The sequence below is a fragment of the Streptomyces sp. NPDC055025 genome (assembly GCF_053608565.1).
In genome coordinates, this window is record NZ_JBSGVS010000039.1 from 41,017 (window position 1) to 59,076 (window position 18,060).

The 18,060-nt window shown below is 70.5% G+C and carries 17 protein-coding genes and 1 pseudogene; 7 read left to right on the plus strand and 11 right to left on the minus strand.

Going from position 1 to position 18,060, the window contains the following annotated elements; translation table 11 throughout:
- Window positions 1-69 precede the first annotated feature (69 nt).
- Window positions 70-1,212 (plus strand): TIGR02679 family protein, encoded by a 1,143-nt coding sequence (locus tag ACWGDX_RS23530; protein ID WP_453628473.1) that lies wholly within the window; start codon window positions 70-72, stop codon window positions 1,210-1,212.
- A 70-nt stretch (window positions 1,213-1,282) separates the two neighbouring features.
- Here the strand turns inward: ACWGDX_RS23530 and ACWGDX_RS23535 are convergent, their stop codons facing one another.
- From ACWGDX_RS23535 to ACWGDX_RS23550, 4 genes are all read right to left on the minus strand, one after another.
- Window positions 1,283-3,064 (minus strand): ABC transporter ATP-binding protein, encoded by a 1,782-nt coding sequence (locus ACWGDX_RS23535; RefSeq protein WP_453628474.1) that lies wholly within the window; start codon window positions 3,062-3,064, stop codon window positions 1,283-1,285.
- Between the two features lie 28 nt (window positions 3,065-3,092).
- Window positions 3,093-4,184, minus strand: coding sequence for a hypothetical protein (locus tag ACWGDX_RS23540; RefSeq protein WP_453628475.1), 1,092 nt, complete (start codon window positions 4,182-4,184; stop codon window positions 3,093-3,095).
- A 27-nt stretch (window positions 4,185-4,211) separates the two neighbouring features.
- The gene (locus ACWGDX_RS23545; RefSeq protein ID WP_453628477.1) at window positions 4,212-5,270 is read right to left on the minus strand and encodes a DUF1611 domain-containing protein; all 1,059 of its coding nucleotides are present in this window, start codon (window positions 5,268-5,270) and stop codon (window positions 4,212-4,214) included.
- Window positions 5,271-6,000: 730 nt separating this feature from the next.
- Window positions 6,001-6,579 carry a TetR/AcrR family transcriptional regulator gene (locus tag ACWGDX_RS23550; protein ID WP_453628479.1) on the minus strand — a complete coding sequence of 193 codons (579 nt, stop codon included), beginning with the start codon at window positions 6,577-6,579 and terminating at the stop codon, window positions 6,001-6,003.
- 90 nt (window positions 6,580-6,669) lie between these two features.
- On the opposite strand from ACWGDX_RS23550, the gene ACWGDX_RS23555 reads away from it, so the two are divergent.
- Together ACWGDX_RS23555 and ACWGDX_RS23560 are read left to right on the plus strand one after the other, a co-directional pair.
- Complete coding sequence (locus tag ACWGDX_RS23555; protein ID WP_453628481.1) at window positions 6,670-7,116, plus strand: anthrone oxygenase family protein; 447 nt, start codon at window positions 6,670-6,672, stop codon at window positions 7,114-7,116.
- 286 nt (window positions 7,117-7,402) lie between these two features.
- Window positions 7,403-8,125, plus strand: coding sequence for a dienelactone hydrolase family protein (locus ACWGDX_RS23560; protein ID WP_453628483.1), 723 nt, complete (start codon window positions 7,403-7,405; stop codon window positions 8,123-8,125).
- Window positions 8,126-8,660: 535 nt separating this feature from the next.
- Here the strand turns inward: ACWGDX_RS23560 and ACWGDX_RS23565 are convergent.
- Window positions 8,661-9,434, minus strand: a complete 774-nt coding sequence (locus ACWGDX_RS23565) for a DUF4328 domain-containing protein (RefSeq protein WP_453628485.1) — start codon at window positions 9,432-9,434, stop codon at window positions 8,661-8,663.
- A gap of 354 nt (window positions 9,435-9,788) precedes the next feature.
- On the opposite strand from ACWGDX_RS23565, the pseudogene ACWGDX_RS23570 reads away from it, so the two are divergent.
- Both ACWGDX_RS23570 and ACWGDX_RS23575 read left to right on the plus strand, forming a co-directional pair.
- Window positions 9,789-10,181, plus strand: a pseudogene (locus ACWGDX_RS23570) (L,D-transpeptidase); the annotation flags it as partial.
- Window positions 10,182-10,249: 68 nt separating this feature from the next.
- Window positions 10,250-10,498, plus strand: coding sequence for a hypothetical protein (locus ACWGDX_RS23575; protein WP_365903440.1), 249 nt, complete (start codon window positions 10,250-10,252; stop codon window positions 10,496-10,498).
- 215 nt (window positions 10,499-10,713) lie between these two features.
- Here the strand turns inward: ACWGDX_RS23575 and ACWGDX_RS23580 are convergent, their stop codons facing one another.
- From ACWGDX_RS23580 to ACWGDX_RS23595, 4 genes are all read right to left on the minus strand, one after another.
- Window positions 10,714-11,070 carry an ArsR/SmtB family transcription factor gene (locus tag ACWGDX_RS23580; protein WP_453628487.1) on the minus strand — a complete coding sequence of 119 codons (357 nt, stop codon included), beginning with the start codon at window positions 11,068-11,070 and terminating at the stop codon, window positions 10,714-10,716.
- Window positions 11,071-11,227: 157 nt separating this feature from the next.
- Entirely contained in the window at window positions 11,228-11,536 is a 309-nt protein-coding gene (locus ACWGDX_RS23585; RefSeq protein WP_453628489.1) for a twin-arginine translocase TatA/TatE family subunit, read from the minus strand.
- Between the two features lie 199 nt (window positions 11,537-11,735).
- The gene (locus ACWGDX_RS23590) at window positions 11,736-12,398 is read right to left on the minus strand and encodes a hemerythrin domain-containing protein (RefSeq protein ID WP_453628491.1); all 663 of its coding nucleotides are present in this window, start codon (window positions 12,396-12,398) and stop codon (window positions 11,736-11,738) included.
- 453 nt (window positions 12,399-12,851) lie between these two features.
- A complete protein-coding gene (locus ACWGDX_RS23595) occupies window positions 12,852-13,001 on the minus strand; it encodes a hypothetical protein (RefSeq protein ID WP_453628493.1) in 150 nt (49 codons plus the stop codon).
- A gap of 73 nt (window positions 13,002-13,074) precedes the next feature.
- Here ACWGDX_RS23595 and ACWGDX_RS23600 point away from each other — a divergent pair, with 73 nt between their 5' ends.
- Window positions 13,075-14,937, plus strand: coding sequence for a prolyl oligopeptidase family serine peptidase (locus tag ACWGDX_RS23600; RefSeq protein ID WP_453628546.1), 1,863 nt, complete (start codon window positions 13,075-13,077; stop codon window positions 14,935-14,937).
- A 155-nt stretch (window positions 14,938-15,092) separates the two neighbouring features.
- Window positions 15,093-15,845 carry an SURF1 family protein gene (locus ACWGDX_RS23605; protein ID WP_453628495.1) on the plus strand — a complete coding sequence of 251 codons (753 nt, stop codon included), beginning with the start codon at window positions 15,093-15,095 and terminating at the stop codon, window positions 15,843-15,845.
- Window positions 15,846-15,913: 68 nt separating this feature from the next.
- Here the strand turns inward: ACWGDX_RS23605 and ACWGDX_RS23610 are convergent, their stop codons facing one another.
- Both ACWGDX_RS23610 and ACWGDX_RS23615 read right to left on the minus strand, forming a co-directional pair.
- Window positions 15,914-17,365: a hypothetical protein gene (locus tag ACWGDX_RS23610; protein WP_453628497.1), complete on the minus strand. Its 1,452-nt coding sequence runs from the start codon at window positions 17,363-17,365 to the stop codon at window positions 15,914-15,916.
- On the minus strand, window positions 17,362-18,024 hold the full coding sequence (locus tag ACWGDX_RS23615) for a SigE family RNA polymerase sigma factor (protein WP_363081010.1): 663 nt from the start codon (window positions 18,022-18,024) through the stop codon (window positions 17,362-17,364). Before ACWGDX_RS23615 ends, ACWGDX_RS23610 begins: the two co-directional genes overlap by 4 nt.
- Window positions 18,025-18,060: the final 36 nt, after the last annotated feature.

Genomic DNA, 18,060 nt, shown 5'->3' on the forward strand with positions numbered 1-18,060 from the left:
TGGGGGGCGGTTCGCAAACGTCTGGAAGGCAACGGCGTGCAGGCCGCCGGTTCCCTCCGGTTGACCGCGGTGAGCGCCCAGGAACGGAATGACCTGTCACTCCTGCTGGGCAAACCCCTCACAGGTACGGCCGTAACCGTGCGGCTCGACGCGCTCGACGCACGCCTGCGCACCTCTGCCGCGGGGCTCGGGCTCAGGGAAGTACTGGAGGAACTCGGGCCACCGCTCACCGATCGCCGGGCGGCCCGCGAGGACGATGCGGCCCAGCGCCGGCATGTGTGGGCGTCGCTCACCTCGTCTCTCGACGCCTCTCCGCTCGCCAGCCAGGAATGGACCCGGGAGTGGTACGACGTGCTGCGCCGCGCCGGTGTTCCGAGAGGAGTAACGCCCGAAGCGGCGGTACGGACGCTCCAGCAGGCGGTTCGAATCCTCACCGTACTGCTCGATCCGGAACGCGCCGGCACACGGGGCCGAGGAGAACTCGCCGCGATGGCGACGGGTTCGGCGCACGGTCTGGACGACGGCACCTGGCTCGCCCGCCTCGTCCAACGTGGTGTCGCCCTGGCCCACGACGCCGACCTCCCCGGCAACGCGGCAGGTCGGCGCGCGTTGTGGCGGCTGGTGTCCGTCACGCCTGACGAGGTCTCCAGCACGGTGCTGACCTACGGACTGCGCCCTCTCGCCGAGGGCTGGCGGGAGGAGTCTCTACGAGAGCGGGCCGCCCATCACGCGGAAACCCACCTCACGCCCCGCGACCTGCTCGGCCTACGGCTGCAACTGCCCGCCGGAACCGTCGTCCACATCTGCGAGAACCCGCGCGTGGTGGAAGCCGCAGCCGACGCGGCCTGCGCCCGGCCCCTGGTCTGCACCTCCGGCAGCGCCGCCACGGTGGTCCTCACCCTTCTCGACGCCCTCGCCGCCACCGGCTGCCACTTCGCGTACCACGGGGACTTCGACTGGCCTGGCATCGCGCTGGCCAATCGGATCATCCGCCGCTACGAAGCCCTGCCGTGGCGCATGGGCGCCGAGGACTATGAACGCCTCGCCGCTCACAGCCAGGCCGAGGGCATCCCTCAACTACCACTCGACGGCCGACCGGTCGACGCGGACTGGGACCCTGGCCTCGCCCCTGCCATGACCGCCCTCGGCGTCGCGCTCCATGAGGAAGCCACCCTGGATCTGCTGGTCGAGGACCTGTCAGGCCATGCGTAGGAAGGCACGCGCGACCAGCAGGACCCGGTCCTCCAGCGGCAGGCTCCGGCCGCGTCGGGGGCTGGAGCGTTCAGGCGGTCCGTCGGGTTGCGCGGGCGGCCTCCCGGGGGGTCGATGGCGAGGCCGGACTGTGCCACATGCGCAGGGCGCCGTCGTGGAGGTGGATGGTGCGGGTGGCGAGGCGGGTGAGGGCCGGACGGTGGGTGGTCATGATCGCTGTCCGGCTCTCGACCAGGCGGCCGAGCGCGTGGACGACGAGTTCTTCGGCGGCGTTGTCCAGTCCCGTGGTGGGTTCGTCGAGCAGCACGACGGGGGCGTCGGCAAGCATGGCGCGGGCGATGCCGACGCGTTGGCGCTGGCCGCCGGAGAGTCCGGCGCCTCGGTCGGCGAGCCTGGTGCCCAGGCCGTCGGGCAGGCGTTCGGTGAACTCGGTGACCAGGGCTGCCTCCGCCGCCTGGGCGATCTCGTGCGGGCCGGCGTCGGGGCGGGCGTAGCTGATGTTGTCGGCGATGGTGCCGGAGAACAGGAACGTGTCCTGGAGCACGACCGCGATCTGGCGGTGCAGCCAGATGGCGGGGATGTCGGTGAGGGGGAGGCCGTCGAGGAGCAAGTGGCCGCGGGTGGGCGGGTAGAGCCCGGCGATGAGGGAGAGCACGGTGGATTTGCCGGAGCCGTTGGGTCCGAGCAGCGCGAGGTGTTCGCCGGGGTGGACGGTGAGGTCGAAGTGGTGCAGGACGGGGCCGCGGCCGTAGTCGAGGGTGATGTCGCGCAGGTCGATTCGGCCGGTGGCGCGGTCGGGCAGGCGCCGGCGCGATGTCGGGGGCGGCGGCGGCTGGTCGAGGATGGCGGCGACGCGTTCCGCGGAGGCCGCGCCCTGGGGGAAGGTGATCGAAAGGCGGGACATCGATCGCATGGGCTTGATCATGTCTTTGAGGTAGCTGGTCACCACGACCAGCAGACCGACGGTCCACCAGTGGTTCACGACACCGAGGCCGCCCGCCCACAGCAGTGCCGCGGTGGCCACCGCGGCGGCGGCTTCGAGCAGTGGAGTGAATCGGGCCCGCAGTTCGACGCTGCGCAGGCCGGCGTCGAGGGTGGTGCCGTTGCCGGTGGCGAAATGCGCGTCGTGCAGATCCTGGCGGCCGAAGGCATGGATGGTGCGGATGCCTTGCAGGGATTCGGTGACGAAGGCGGCGAGGTGTCCTTCGGCGGCGCGCTGCCGCCGTTCCGTCTGGCGGGTCAACCGGGTGTAGCGGGCGGCCGTGAAGAGTATCAGCGGGGCGCCCCCGATCGCGATCAGCCCCAGGCGCCAGTCGACGGAGAGGATGACGGTGGCGTACCCCGCGAAGGCCAGCAGCCCTGGCAGAAGTGTGGAGAACAGGTCGACCAGAGCGTCCTGGATCCGGGTGGTGTCGACCGCTACGCGGCTCGTCAGTTCCCCGGCCGCCTGTCTGTCGTGGTAGCTCATGGGGAGCCGTTGCATATGGGCGAAGACGTCCGTACGGATCTCCGCGGTGATGCGCTCTCCGGCGCTGTTCATCACACGGTCACCGAGGTAGTCGAAGGCTCCCGAGGCGAGAGTGATCAGCAGCAGTGCGACGGCGGCCACGGTGAGCATGGCCAGCGGGGACTCGCCCACGATACCCGTGAGCCAGACCAGTGGGCCGCTGGTCCGGCCCTTGAGTACGTTGTCGATGACCAGCGCCAGCGGCCAGGGTGCGGCCAGGTCGGCGATCAGTTCTCCGATGCGCAGTCCCACGCCGAGCACGAGTGTGCCCAGGTGCGGGCGGCCGTAGGAACGGAATCGCCACAGGTGTCGCAGCATTCCCACATCGGCACGGCGGCCACTCATCCGCCCACCTCCCCGGTCAGACGGCCACTCATCTGCCCACCTCCCCGGTCAGGTCCGCGCGGGCGGCGTCTTTGAGAGCCGCGTTGCTCGCGCCGGGGCGTATGCCGTGCTCGGCCATGGCGGTCAGTACCACCGGCGCGAGTCCAGGGTCGGCACGCGTGATCGCGGACAGCAGCCATGAGAATTGGCTGCGCTGTTTCAAGGCGTCCCTGGTCGGCTTCAAGGCGTCCTGGGGCAGCCGGGCGGGGCCAGCTCCGGCCGACTCCATACCGCGCAGCAGCGCCGCGTCGAAGCGCGCCGCGTCGGCACCCGTGGCGATGACCCGCTCACGAGCGGACCAGCACGCCGATGCCCACACGGTGCCATCGGTGTGCGGGTCCTGGTCCCGTCCGCCCCAGAAGTGCGCCATTGTCCACCGGGGCAGCAGTTCGCGGCGCCGCTGGTCCCACTCGGCGATGGCCCCGCGGTGCCAGCCGTAGATGTCCGGGGTGCCCAGCAGAATGGCCGTGAAAACATCTGCCGTGCCCTCGTCCAGGGCGACTTTCCGGTTGGTCTGCTGCGCCGGAGGACGCAGCCGGTTGAGCCGGAAGTCCGCGGTGTGCCGGCACAGATGGTGGCCGACCTCATGACAGATGATCGCGACGTTGTGCGCGGGGGCATGGAAATACCGGCTGCCATCCGGTGCCGGGACGAATCCGGCGCCGCCCCCCAGATGGATCTCACCCGCACGGCTGAGAGCGGCGGGCTCGTCCGTGAGTGACGCCCTGGGAAGCCGGTAATGCCCTCCGTGCCAGCGGCGCGGCTGGTTGTGCATCCCGATTCTGACCAGCAGGTGAGGGAGAGGGTGGCCGAGCTGGGCTGAAGCGAACCGCAGGGCACGCTGGACGTGGAAGGCCGTGTTGGTCACGCCGAATGCCCGTGCCTGCCGCTCTGCGGCGGCGTCAGCCAGGGGGCCGCCACCCGCCGCGGGGTCGAACATCAACGTGGAGCCGTCGAACAGCCGCCCGCCGCGCTCGTCACGGACCGTGGCCTCGGGCAGCACCACTTCGGCCGGGCGCAGCTCAAGGACGTCCAGGGCGACTTCGCACAACTCCCCGGGCCGGGGACGCCCGTCAGGCATGTAGACGATCGCCGGGATCACGGGGCATCAGCCCCAGGCGGCAGCGTCGGCGAAGGGTCCCGTCGTGGCGGCGGTCTGCCGGGCCGGTGCGCGCACCAGGTCCACGGCCGCGCCGTTTGCCAGCTGTGGCGGGGACAGGACCGGCAGCCCCGTGGCCGCGTGTGCTTCCTGGGAGGCAAGAGGGCTGGCGGTGACCAGGCCACTCACCATGCGGACCGGGACCCCCAGTCCCCGCAGGATCGTCACCCCGGCCACCGCGTCCAGCGCGTTGGCCGCCGCCAGTACGACACCGTGGGCGAATCCGGGCAGGCACTCGGCGAGCGCCCGTGTCTCGGACTGCAGCAGCCCGTCGGCTATCTCCAGTACGACCACGTCCGCACCGTCGTCGACCAGGGCATCGCGGATGGCGATCATCGTGGTCCGCAGCCGCTCGACCGGATAACCGAACGTGGAAGACATGCCGAAGTCGAGGAACTCGGCTACAGCGCTGGCGCCCGCGTCGATGTACATCCAGCGGTCCTTGCCGCTGCCGGAACCGGTGACCTTGCCCGCACCGGCGGCCAGTCCGGCTCGCGTCCAGCCGGACACCATGGCCGACGCCGTCGTGGTCTTGCCCGCGTTCATCGACGAGCCGAGCACGACGAGAGTGCCCCACTCCGGCGCCGTGTGCGGCGCCGGCGTCCGCGCGTAGTCTTCCAGCGACAGTGGCATCCCGGACCGGTCGTTCAGCGTGCCGATCACCCTCAACTCGGTCGGTGGCAGCCGTCGCGTATGCGCCGAGGCGACCGTTCCCACCAGGCCGCCCGCCGTCAGCAGATGGACGTGGGGCCCGGTCGGCAGATAACCCTCGTAGAAGTCCGTGGCATACCGGTTGCCGTACGCACCCACGACAATGTCGCCCGGGTAGAGACGGACGCGCCGACCGTGGACATCCTCCAGATGGTCAAGCTCGCCGAGGTGGGCCACGGTGGCGACCACGAGATCCCCGAGCTGCGGTTCGCGAACCGACCCTCCGGGTACGGTCGCGTCCCGGTCGTTGATTCTGCGTGTCACATAGCCCCACTTGGCCCCAGCAAAGTCTCTCATTCCAGATCCCTCACGGTGCAGGTCGGGCCCGTGCCGGCGCCCGAACGAGTGGTCGTCCATTCGATCGCTCCCACCCATGTTCCGTGCTCCCGGGGTCGATCGCATTGTGGTGGTGGCTCCGGCGGTGACTGGTGAGGCGAAAGTCCAGGGCCAGGGCGGGAGTCCGCGGGTCCCAAAATTCTCGGCGGGTGCGATGGTCAAGGCGCTGCCGCGGGCCTACCGGGAAAGCTACGAGTTCAAGCAAATTCCCACCGATGCCGGATTCGTGTACGACACACCCATAGAGACCGAAGACTTGAGAGACCGAACATGTGGGAAACCGAACACGTGGCAGACTGAACACGTGGGGGACCAAAGAATTGGGAGACCCAAGGCTCGCGGGACACGCTCGATACAGCCTTTGGTCGGCGTTCTTGAAGGCCAAGAAGCGAAGCACGCAAGGGCATGGCGCGAAAAGACGAGAGAAGAACCGATAGCACGAGACGCTCTCGCCTGAGACCCTCTGAAGACGGTCCATCAGCCTTTGTGGGTGAGTTCGACCATCAGGGGACACAGAACTATAAGTACGGCGGCAAAGCACAGCAACCGCTGCGACTAACAGTGACCGTCAACAACCCCGCATGATCAGCCGGGCCGCGAGACCCCGGCTGCCGCCCGTCCGCCCGTCCGCCCGTCCGGACGCCCGGACGGGCGGACGCCCAGACGCCCGGACGGACGCCCGAACGGTGTGTCAGACCACTGCGAGCCGGTCCACCAGCAGCTCCACCCTCCGCTCGGCATCCCCCGGCGGCAGCCGTCCCGCCCGGGTGAGGGTCGCCAGCCCGTGCAGGGCCGCCCAGAACACCTCGGTGAACAACCCCGGGTGGACGCCGTCCCCGGCGACCTCACCGAGGTTTTCCAGCAGGGCGGCGAAGGCGTCCTTCAGCGGCTCCGGGGTGTCCTCCCTCGCGAACGCCAGGCCGCCGTCGAGCCGGAACATGGCGTCGTAGACCGCCGGGTTGCGTTCGGCGAAGTCGAGGTAGGCGCGGGCGAGGGCGGTGACCCGGGCGCGCGGGCCGTCCACGGCGGAGGCCGCGGCCCGCAGCGCCGCGGCCATCTCGGCGGCGCCCTCAAGGGCGACGGCACCGATGATCTCGCGCTTGCCGCGAAAGTGGCTGTAGAGGACGGGCTGGCTGTACTCGATGCGCTCGGCGAGGCGACGGGTGGTGACCGCGTCCCAGCCCTGCCGCTCGGCGAGTTCACGGGCCGTCGCCACGATGAGACGTTCGCGGCCCGCCCGTTCGCGCTCCTTGCGTTCCTGTACCGACATGATTCGATCCTAGCACCGCTAGACAATCGAGCGGCAGCAATACTAGCGTTGCCTCGCCGCCTAGCAACGCTAGATTCAGGAGGGGTCATCATGCTCAACGCACTTGAGGTCTTCACCACCGTGGCCGTCGGCGTGATGGTGGGGGTGGAGTTCTCCGTCGCCTTCTTCGTCAATCCGATCCTTGACGGCCTCCCCGGCGACAACGGCCTGCGCGGCCGTACGCACGGGGCCCGGCTGCTCGGCGCCGTGATGCCGTTCTGGTACATCGGCTCGCTCGTCCTCGCCGCGATCTGGGCCGTCGCCGGATGGCACCACCACGGCGCCGGCCTCGTCGTCACCGCCGCCGCGCTGCTGATCCTCAGCGTGGTCATGTCGATCCTGCTGCTCGTCCCGATCAACAACCGGGTCAAGACATGGACCGCCGACGGCCCGCCGGCCGACTGGAAGCAGCAGATGAACCGCTGGGACCGCTTCCACCACGTCCGCGTCGCCGTCATCATCGCCGCCTTCGCCCTGCTCGTCGCCGCCCTCGGCTGAGCCTGGGGGCCGAGGCCGTAGGCAGAGGCCACGGGCCGAGACCGCGGGCCGAGACCGCGGTAGCCCGAAGGGCGTGGCCCCCTGGCATGCGGCCACAGAGCCTCCGCGAAAACCCGTTGGCGGACCACGGCGGCCACTGCTACCTTCCCGGAGGCCGTGCGAGAGAACGAGGAGGTGGTACCCGTGAACGCAGTATCGACATGGGTGCTCCCCTCCGGGGTCACGGTCGGACGTCAGACAGGTCGTCCGGGAGCGCCGTTCAAGCGCACTCCCGAAAGGCACGACCGTGCACTTCACTTCCGAACAGCGTCTCGACGACGGCGTCCTCGAACGCGAATTCACCCTCGGCGAGATCCCCGGCACGCTGTGGACGCCTGAATCCGCCGCACCGGCCCCGCTGGTCCTGATGGCCCACAACAACGGCCTGCCCAAGGCGGAACCCCGGCTGGTGACCCGGGCCCGCCACACTGCGGCGCGCGGTTACGCGGTGGCCACCATCGACGCCGCCGGGTGCGGTGACCGTCCCCGTTCCGCCGCCGCCGAACAGGCCCGCGCCGACCTCCGCCGGGCGATGCGGGCCGGCGAGCCGGTCGACGAGATCTTCGAGTCCTTCATCGGCCCGCTGGTCGAAAACGCCGTCCCGGAATGGCGGACCACCCTGGACACCCTCCTCGCGCTGCCCGGGATCGGCAGCCCGGTCGGGTACTCGGGGTGGATGGCCCTCGGCATCCGCCTGGCGGTGGCCGAGCCGCGCATCGCGGCCGCGGGCTTCTTCGCCGGAGGGTACGTGCCCCGCGCGCAGCGCGAAGAGGCCCGGCAGATCACCGTTCCGCTGCTGCTCCTGGTGCAGTGGGACGACGAGGGGAACCCCCGGCAACGGGCCCTGGACCTGTTCGACGCCTTCGGCAGCAAGGAGAAGACCCTGCACGCCAATCCGGGCGGGCACACCGGCACACCGTGGTTCGAGTTGGAGGACGGGAACCGGTTCCTGGACCGGCACCTGAAGTAAGGCGGGGCCGCCAGGCGAGCAGCAGACGCTGGGCGGCGCCGGCCAGGCTGCCGCCATCGAGGACAGGTCTCGGCCCTCCTCGATGGCGGTGGCCGGCAGACGCACAACCGCCCCGATCACGGCGGTAGCGGCCAACCCGGTAGCGGCCAACGGCGGTACCGGGATCGGGGCGGCGCTCAGCCACCGGCGCCGCCACCACCTGGGCCCACGCCGCGACACCACCTCTGCCCGTCTCCACCACCGCCTGCCCAGCCCCCAGGCCCGCCCGGCGACCAGGTCACATCCCCGGCATATGGCGTGAACGTCGGCTGGGGCTCGGGCCCCGAAAGTGGCGCCAGTTCCTCAGGGGCACGCATCGAGCGGCTGGAACAGCGCGTCAAAGAGCTTGAACGGCAAGGGGAGGGCTATGTGTGGCAGAGCAACTGACGGCCGGGCAGTTCGAGAGCGTCCGGGCCGCCGCGCGACGCCGGCTTCAGGGGCAGTGAGTCGTGTGGCTCACTGCCCCTGATGTGCTGTGCGTGACCAATTCGTGTGGCTAACGGTCCGGATCGGTTGTGACCGTGCCGTTCGTCGTGACCGCGCCGGTTTCGGGTTCGTCCTTCGTGGCCGGCGCCCGGAACGGGCCCTGGAGTGCCTTGAGTCGCTGCATGGCGGTCAGTCGGACGACGAAGTACACGGCGGCAGCGGCGGCGGCGATGTGCAGCGCGTCGGCGGTCATGTACTGCGCCACCCCGTCCCTGATCTCCGTCAGTGTCTCGGCGTCGTCGTACTTCGCCCTGGCGTACCGGTTGAACAGCATGCTGAAGACGAACAGACCCCACCACAGGTTCACCGGCCAGGTCCGCGCCCGGTACCGCTCGCCGTCGGCCGGCAGCTGGGACGCGGCCCCCCACATGCCGAGGGCGATGCGGTACGGCATCCAGAAGTTCACCAGCGGGACGAGCCAGGCTCCGATGGCCCACCCGGGTCCGTTGCGGAACCGGTCCGGTGCCATCAGTCCGGTGTCGCGGCGCATCCGGAAGAACCAGACGACGAAGACGATCGCGCAGGGCAGGTACACGGTGACCTGGTACCTCGCGGCCGTCTCGTACAGCGAGGCGGCTGCCTCCAGCTTCTGCTGCGGCGCCGTGACGAAGCCGTCGTCTCCGTCGATGAGCGCCCGGAGCCGGGCTCCGGCAAACAGGCTGTACAGGTCGCTGAGGGCCGCGAGAGCGAGCCCCGCGACGGCTGCGGTCAGGAGTCCGGGCGACGACGGGGCCGCTCCTCCGGGCAGCGGCGGACGCGAACGCGGTTCACTGGATACGGACATGACGAGGACGGCCCCCCACGGGCGAGAAATGGAACGGCTCGCGAAAGATCGCGGCCGACGCACAGTACGCCGGACATGAGGGTCCAGTCCATGACAATTTTTGCAGGTGAGCCGGTCCGCCGGCCTCTGTGGCCGGTGTCAGTGGCGGTGCCCCCGCGAGCGCCTGCTCGATCAGCGCCGGTCCCGCCCCGCCAGTCCCGGCCCACCTCCGCCCCCCTCGCCTCGCCCGCCCCGCCCCGTGAGCTGCGCGCCGTGCCGCGCCGCGCCGCGCCACACCGCGCCCGCGCCACGCAACGCCGCACCGCACCGTGCCCGCGCCGTGCTCAGGCTTCAGCGTAGGACGGCACCACCCGGCGCGTCCCCATCACCGCGGGCGCCCCCGGGATGGACACCTGGAACGGCACCATGGTCGTCTCCGACAAGCAGCGCCGGGTGCTGATGGACTCCCGTACGGTCGGCTACGGCGACGCGTACAAGGGCTACTACGCCTACGCCGTCCATCTCACCACCTCCGGCACCTACCTCCACCAGAACCCGAAGGCGGACACCTACGCGGGCCGGCGGAACGTCACCCACGGCTGTGTCGGGCTCGCGACGGACGGCACCGCGCGGCGCTTCTACGAGGAGGTCATCCCGGGCGACGTCGTGCGCGTCACCGGGTCCACGGACACCGTGGCGGCGGGCAACGGATACGGGGACTGGAATCTCGATTGGGATGAGTGGCGGGCGGGGAGCGCACTACGCTGACTTCGGTGACCGCGCCCCCCGTAAAAAGCCGTATAGGTCAAAAGTTGCGCACGCTTTAAAGTGTCCGCATGGGCATGCGCATGGGCGATCACGATCACAGCGGAACGGAATGGGAGACCGCGGTCCTCGACGGGGGCCCCGCGGACGGGGTACGGATGCGGGTCACCGACCGGCCCGCCGTGGTGCAGGTGACGTACCCCTGTGAGGTGGACGGACCGGCGGGCGGGGCGCAGGTGGAGGCGCTGTACGTGTACCGGCGCGATCCGCGCGTACAGGAGCAGCCACTGCGGTACGGGTTCGACCAGGCGAGCCCCTGACACCGGGCCACACCGGGCCCCTCGCGGATCTCCTGACACGGATCCTCTGACGCGGATCCTCCAACACACCGACGGACAGGCATAGGGACAGAAAGCGGAGGGGGCGACGACCGGGGGCCGACGACCGGTTCCCGGTCACGCCCGCGCGCACGCACACGCCCGCGCGTACACACACGCGCACGCGCGGAATCAGCCATGCGCCAGGCCACGCGCGATCAGATGTGGCGGACCGGCGCGTGGCGGACCGGCGCGTGCGCCGCCCGGTCGGTGAGCTGCCCGACCATCAGCCGGACCACGGTGACGACATCGGGATCGTCGACGAAGTAGACCTGTCTGCGGCCTTCGCGGCGCGACCGTACGAGCCCCGCCAGCTTCAGTTTGGTCAGATGCTGGCTCACGGCGGGGAGCGCGCCGCCCACCCGTTCCGCGAGTCCGGTGACATCGCTCTCGCCCTGGGACAGCACCCATACGATGTGCAGCCGCGCCGACGACGCCAGCAGCCCGAACGCGGCAGCCGCTTCCGCGAGCACCTCGGCGGACGGGTCGCCGGAGCCGCCGACTTCTGCCGTCACGATCGCTCTCCCGTCCCGCGCGGTCCTTCGACCCGAATTGCCCGGACCCGAACCCGACGGCTCAGTCTAGGCGTCGGGGTCGGGGACGGGCCTGAAGCGTCGGCGAGCAGCGGGAGCCTGGGGTCAGGACCTCATGGCGGGGGCGGGCCCCAGCGGGTCAGGACTGTGCGGGCGGGTCGTTCCGCTCGACGATCGTGCCGGTCACGACGCGACGCCCGGACGCGGCGGCCTCCGACCCGGACGCCGACCCCGCCCCTGCCCCTGCCCCTGCCCCTGCCCCTGCCCCTGCCACGGTCCCCGGGGTCTGCCCGCCGTCGCCGTCGCCCTCCTTCTTCAGCGCCTTCGTCTCGCTCTTGAGTATCCGCGCGGCCTTGCCTGCCGAACGGGCCAGCTCAGGCAGCTTCTTGGCGCCGAGCAGAACGACGATGACGATGAGGATCAGGGCCAGTTCGCTCAAGCCGAACATCAGATCTGCTCTCTCCCGGGATCGGACGGGACCGTTACATGGCCGCCGGTGCCGTGTCCCGGCGTCGGCGGCCATAGGTATCTACAGTGCTGTAGAACTATCGCGTACCGTACGACCGTCCGACAAGACCACTTTCCGGCCCGGACGCACCACCAGCCATGCCCACGCACCATCCGTCACGCCACGCGGGCGGTGTGGACTACGTGGGAACTCCCAGCGCCCTCTTCGACGAGCGGTACCGCGTGATCAGCACCGGACGCATCCAGCGCATGGCCGCGGGGAAATTGCTCACCAGGGGCGCGTAGCCCGGGACTTCCTCCGGATCCTCCATCAGACCGAACACCAGATGGGGTCCGGTATGCGGGGCTCCGCCGACGATCGCCGCCCGCAACCGGGCGACCTCGTCGTCCGCGATCTGCGGGATCAATTCCTTGAATACGGCTTCCTCGTCATCGAAATGCTTGTTCAGAACGGACTGGACCCGCTGCGCCGACGGCAGCCCGGACAGCGCGGCCTGGCCCACGACCACGAGGGCCGCGTCCCGTTCGCCCGTGACCTGCTGGGCGGCGATCGCGTCGACCGTCCTTTCGAGTTCGTGCAGTTCGGCATCGAGCGCTTCGAGCGCGAAGCTCAGTCCGTCGATCCTGGCGGCATCGGTGGGAACGACCTCCCGCAGCGCCGGCCAGAACAGCACATCCTCGCTCGCGTGGTGGCGGCGGATGGACTCGATCAGCCAGCGAGCGGTATTGACCAGCGCCTTGACACCGACGGGCTCACCGCCGGCGAGGCGCCCGAATGATTCGGACACGAGGGCGGTGCCCCGACGCAGGATCGTGTGCACGGCGAGCAGTTCGTCGTACATGCATGAACGACCGACGCAGAGCCTAGGTGGAGCAGCCATCGTTTATTCCTGCCTGTCCCAAAATTGAGTAACATTTGGGGTAAATGAGAGAGTATTGAAAGCATCTTTCTCGTGATAAGTACCCACCAGACATAAGATATGCGTATGTCCGAAGTGCGTTCGTACAATTCACCGCGGTCGGCAGGCCCGCCATATTCCGGGGGTCCGTCCACCGTGCGGCCGCGCAATCGGGCGGCACGGAAACCGTGCGATTGATACGGAATTCAGAGGATGGACCTTCCGCGATCGCTCTGCCGGCACCGCACATGTCTCAGCAACGAGGAACACCGCGCATCCGTCGCCATCCTCTGCGGCGCCCTGCCCGCACACCAAACCGTGGCGGAACTCAGGGAACTCCGGAAACTCCGGGAGGAGGGCACCTCTCTTTACTTCTGTGCCCTCCGGGAGATCGCCTCACACCTCGACCGTCCCGGTGCCGACGGTCCCGGTGCCGACGGTCCCGCTGCTCTCGGACCGGGGCCGACCGTGGACATGGGGTCGGGCCGAGGCGGAGCCGACCGCCATCGCCACGAGAATCCTGATCCGCGTACGGGAGTTATCCACAGGCTGAGGGGGACGCCGACGGGATGTCGGGGTTCCGGCGCAGAATGGGGGCATGAATCAGATGGCCGGTTCGATGCCGGAGTGGGAGAAGCGCTTCCGGGCGCCGCGGGTTTCGCTGCCGGACTGGGCGGAGGACGCGCCGGAGCGGGCGCTGTTCGTGTCCAATGCGACGGGGACGTATGAGCTGTACGCATGGGATCGCACGACCGGCGCCCAGCGGCAGGTGACGGACCGGCCGAACGGGACGACGGACGGGGTGCTGTCGCTCGACGGCGAGTGGATCTGGTGGTTCTCGGACACGGACGGGGACGAGTTCGGGGTCTGGATGCGCCAGCCGTTCACGCCCGGGTGGAGCGGTGCCGGGCAGAAGGACGGCGGAGAGACCGGCGCTGTCGGTGAGGGGGGCGGGGCAGGGGCCGAAGGCGGCGCCGGGGCCGGGACTTCCGCGCTCGACGAGCCGGCGGCACCGGGGCTCGGTCCTTCCTATCCCGCCGGGCTCGCGCTCGGGCGGGACGGCACGGCGGTCGTGGGGCGGTCGACCGACGAGGACGGCTCGACGCTGCATGTCGTACGGCCGGGGGAGGTGCCCGTCGAGATCTACCGGCACCGGGAATCGGCCGGAGTCGGGGATCTGTCGTACGACGGCACACTGCTCGCGATCGAGCACACCGAGCACGGGGACGCGATGCACTCGGCGCTCCGGGTGCTGCGGCTGGACGGCTCGACGGTGGCGGAGCTGGACGACACCGAGGGCGGTACGCGCGAGCTCGGGCTGGAGGTGCTGGGCTTCGCGCCGGTGGCCGGGGACTACCGGCTGCTGGTCGGCCATCAGCGGCGGGGGCGCTGGGAGCCGATCGTCTGGGATCCGCTGACGGGTGTGGAGACCGATCTCGCCGTCGAGCTGCCCGGGGACATCAGCGCCGAGTGGTATCCGGACGGGTCGGAGCTGCTGATCGTGCACAGCTTCGAGGGCCGCAGCGAGCTGTGGCGCTATGACTTCGCCAAGAGCGCGCTGATCGAGGTGGAGACCCCGCCGGGGACGGTGTCGGGGGCGACGGCCCGGCCGGACCGCAGCGTGGAGTATCTCTGGTCGTCCGCGGCCGAGCCGCCGCGGGTACGGTCCACGGCGGGCGGGGTCGTGCTCGATCCGCCGGGCATGACGGCGCCCGCGTCGGTGCCGGTGGAGGACGCGTGGGTCGAGAGTCCCGGTGGCAGGGTCCACGCGCTGGTGCAGCGACCGGCGGGGAAGGGTCCGTTCCCGACGGTCTTCGAGATCCACGGCGGTCCGACATGGCACGACAGTGACGCGTTCGCCGCGGGACCCGCGGCCTGGGTCGACCACGGGTTCGCGGTCGTTCGGGTCAACTACCGCGGATCCACGGGCTATGGGCGCGAGTGGACGGACGCGCTCAAGCACCGGGTCGGGCTGATCGAGCTGGAGGACATCGCGGCGGTCCGGCGGTGGGCGGTGGACTCCGGCCTGGCCGATCCGGCGAAGCTGGTCCTGGCGGGCGGCTCCTGGGGCGGCTATCTGACCCTGCTCGGTCTCGGCACCCAGCCGGACGACTGGGCCGTCGGGCTCGCGGCGGTGCCGGTCGCCGACTATGTGACGGCGTACCACGACGAGATGGAGGCGCTGAAGGCGATGGACCGCACCCTGCTGGGCGGTACGCCGGAGGAGGTGCCGGAGCGTTTCGAGGCGTCGTCGCCGCTGACCTATGTCGACGCGGTCCGGGCTCCTGTCTATATCTCGGCGGGTGTGAACGACCCGCGCTGCCCGATCCGCCAGGTGGAGAACTATGTGGACCGGCTGGCCGCCCGCGGCGCGGTCCACGAGGTGTACCGCTATGACGCCGGCCACGGATCGCTGGTCGTGGAGGAACGGATCAAGCAGGTCCGGCTGGAGCTGGACTTCGCGATGAGACACCTGAAGTAGCGGGATAGAGCGAAGGGGAGAGCGAGGCGCCGGACGCGCGGGCCGGGCCCGGGAGACCGGGACCGGCCCCGGGCCCGGCGGACGCGCGGACGGGCGGACGGACGGGAGCGGGACCCGGGAAGTGGGGGTTGGGGGGCGTTCCGTACGGTGGAGGGGTGTACCGATTCCTGGTGACTCCGCGCTGGTGGGGAATCAATGCCTTCGTCCTGCTGGCGATCCCCTTCTGCGTCTTCATGGGGACCTGGCAGCTCGGCCGCTTCGAGGACCGTGTCGATACCCACCAGGCCGCACAGGAGCGGCCCGATCCCGGGAAGCGGGCCGCGGTGGCGGTGCGGACGCTGCTGCCCGTCGATCAGGAGACGTCCGGTCGTCATGCCACGGCGACGGGGCGGTACGGAGAGCAGTTCCTCGTTCCGGACCGGGAGCTGGACGGCAGGAACGGCTCGTATGTACTGACCATGCTGCGTACGGACGGCGGCAAGGCGCTTCCCGTGGTGCGCGGGTGGCTGGCCGAGGGCAGGAAGGCGCCCGCGCCACCGGCCGGCGAGGTCAGTGTGACCGGCGCGCTCCAGGCCTCCGAGTCCGTGGGGTCCGACGGGGTGCGGGCGGGCGGGGGTCTGCCCCAGGGGCAGCTCGCCATGATCAGCGCGGCGTCGCTGGTCAATGTCGTGCCGTACGAGGTGTACGACGCGTGGATCACCGTGACCCACGCGTCGGACGGACTGCTGCCGGTGCCCGCCGCCACACCGCAGAACACGGGGCTCGACCTCAAGGCGTTCCAGAACCTCGGCTACACCGGTGAGTGGTTCGCCTTCGTCGGCTTTGTGCTCTTCATGTGGTTCCGGCTGTTCCGGCGCGACGCGGAGGCGGTCAAGGACCGGGCGCTGGGGCTGGAAACCGCCGCGTAGCCCGTAGCCCGCGTAGCCCGCCCGTAGCCCCAGCGTCACCTCGTCACCTGCCTCGGCGGGCGGGCAGGCTATGGCGCGTTCAGGACGCCCGTCCGGTAGATCGTGCCCGCGCAGGCGTTGGGGATCGTCGCCTCGGCGACCGGCGCACCCGGCTCCGGGGTGTGCACGACGGAGACACTGCCCTCCATCGTGCCGCCCTCGGTCAGGAGCTGAGGCTCCGCGTTCGTTCCCGTGCCCGCTCCGGTGTCGGTGCCGCCCGTACCGGTACCACCGCCGGTGCCGGTGCCCGCCGAGCTGTCGCCCGACGGCGTGGGGTCCGGGGAGGCACCGGTGGTCGGACAGCTCTCGGCCGGTACCCAGGCGAACCTGACCTCGTACGCGCTGTTCGGCGTCAGCGTCACCGCCGCCGCTTCCAGGGACGGGTCGGGCAGACCGGTGGCCGCGTCGCCCGCCGTGTGCGCCACGACAGTGATCTTGGCCTTGTCGGCCGCGCCCCCGGTCTGGAAGTCGACCGTGCCCCGGCCGGTGACCGAGCAGTCGGTGCGCGAGACATTGGCGACGCGGAAGGTGCCGTACACCTTGCCGCCGGAGTCGGGCGCGCCTGCCTCGGCGACGGTGACCCCGAGCTGCCCCGGCGCGCAGGTGGGCAAGGACGAGGACTGGGAGCCGTCGGGGTCGGCCGTACCGGTGGTGCCGCCCTCGGCCGTACCGCCCGAGGCGGTGTTCTCCGGCTCGGCCACCTTGCCGGGGTCGTCCGTGTCGGGGGACACATGGTCGGCGGGCTCGTGGGGATCCTTCCCCGCGCCGCTGGAGTCCTTGCTCGCGCCCGTACCGCCCTGGGCCTGTTCGCCATGGCCCGCGTTGACCGAGTGGTCGTCCGCCGTGCCGGTGGAGTTGGCGACATGGACGAACGCGGGAACCGCCGTGCCGAACAGCAGTGCGGCGGCGGCCATACCGACGACGGCCTGGCGCTTTCTGGCCCGCCTGGTCGGTACCGCCTTGCGGAGATGGTCGAGGGCGCCCTCGGAGGGCCGCAGTTCGTCCACGGCGTCATGGAGCAGCCGGCGCAGCGCCAGCTCGTCCATGTCGAAGCCGTCGAGGCTTCCGCCCAGGTCGCCGCCCGGCTCATCGCCCGGCCCGCCGCCCAGGTCGGCGTTCAGATGGCCGGCGTCTCCGCCGGCATCACCGCCCGGCTCACGGCTGCCCGTGCTTCCCGTGCCGCCACCGCCGCCGCCGTTACCGCCGCCGCTATTGGCGCCGTCGCCGCGACCGATACCGCTCCGGCCACTGACACTGCCACTTCCACCGCTGCCGCCGGCACCCGTATGACCGAGGCCGCTCAGCTCGTTATCCGGCCCGTTGTTCACAATTCCGTTTCCAGTCAGGTCGTTCAACGGCGCGTCCGGCCCGGTCGGGCTGTCCGGCCCGGCCGGCTTGTCCGGCTCGTTCCCACGGCCTTCGCCGTGGCCGTTCGCACGGCTCGGACGGCCGAAGCCGCGCCGGTCCTTCCGCGCACTCATGCCGTGGCCTCCATGGCGACGCGCAGCGCCTTGATGCCGCGCGAGCCGTACGCCTTCACCGAACCCAGTGATATTCCCAGGGTCTCGGCGACCTGCGCCTCGGTCATGTCCGCGAAGTACCGGAGGACCAGTACCTCACGCTGCCGCCGCTGCAGTCCGCGCATCGCCTTGATCAGCGCGTCCCGCTCCAGCTGGTCGTACGCGCCCTCCTCCGCGCTCGCCATGTCCGGCATCGGCTTGGAGAGCAGCTTGAGACCGAGGATCCGTCTGCGCAGGGCGGACCGGGAGAGGTTCACCACGGTCTGCCGCAGATACGCGAGCGTCTTCTCCGGCTCCCGTACCCGGTTGCGCGCGGAGTGCACCCGGATGAACGCCTCCTGGACGACATCCTCGCAGGAGGCCGTGTCGTCCAGCAGAAGGGCGGCGAGCCCGAGCAGTGACCGGTAGTGGGCGCGATAGGTCTCGGTGAGGTGATCGACGGTGGTACCCGCTGCCATCGCGCCGTCAGCGCCCTCGCGCTGGGACGGCAGCCGGGCCGGGCGCGCTGCGGGCATAGGGGCGATCACCGGCATACCGCCGGGTGTGCGGGGCCGCCGGAGCGGGCGCACCGCCGCGCCGCGTACCGGGGCGATCGCTGTGATGTCGAGAACCTCTGCCACGCCTGTTGGACACGCTTCCCCCCGTCAGGGTTGTAC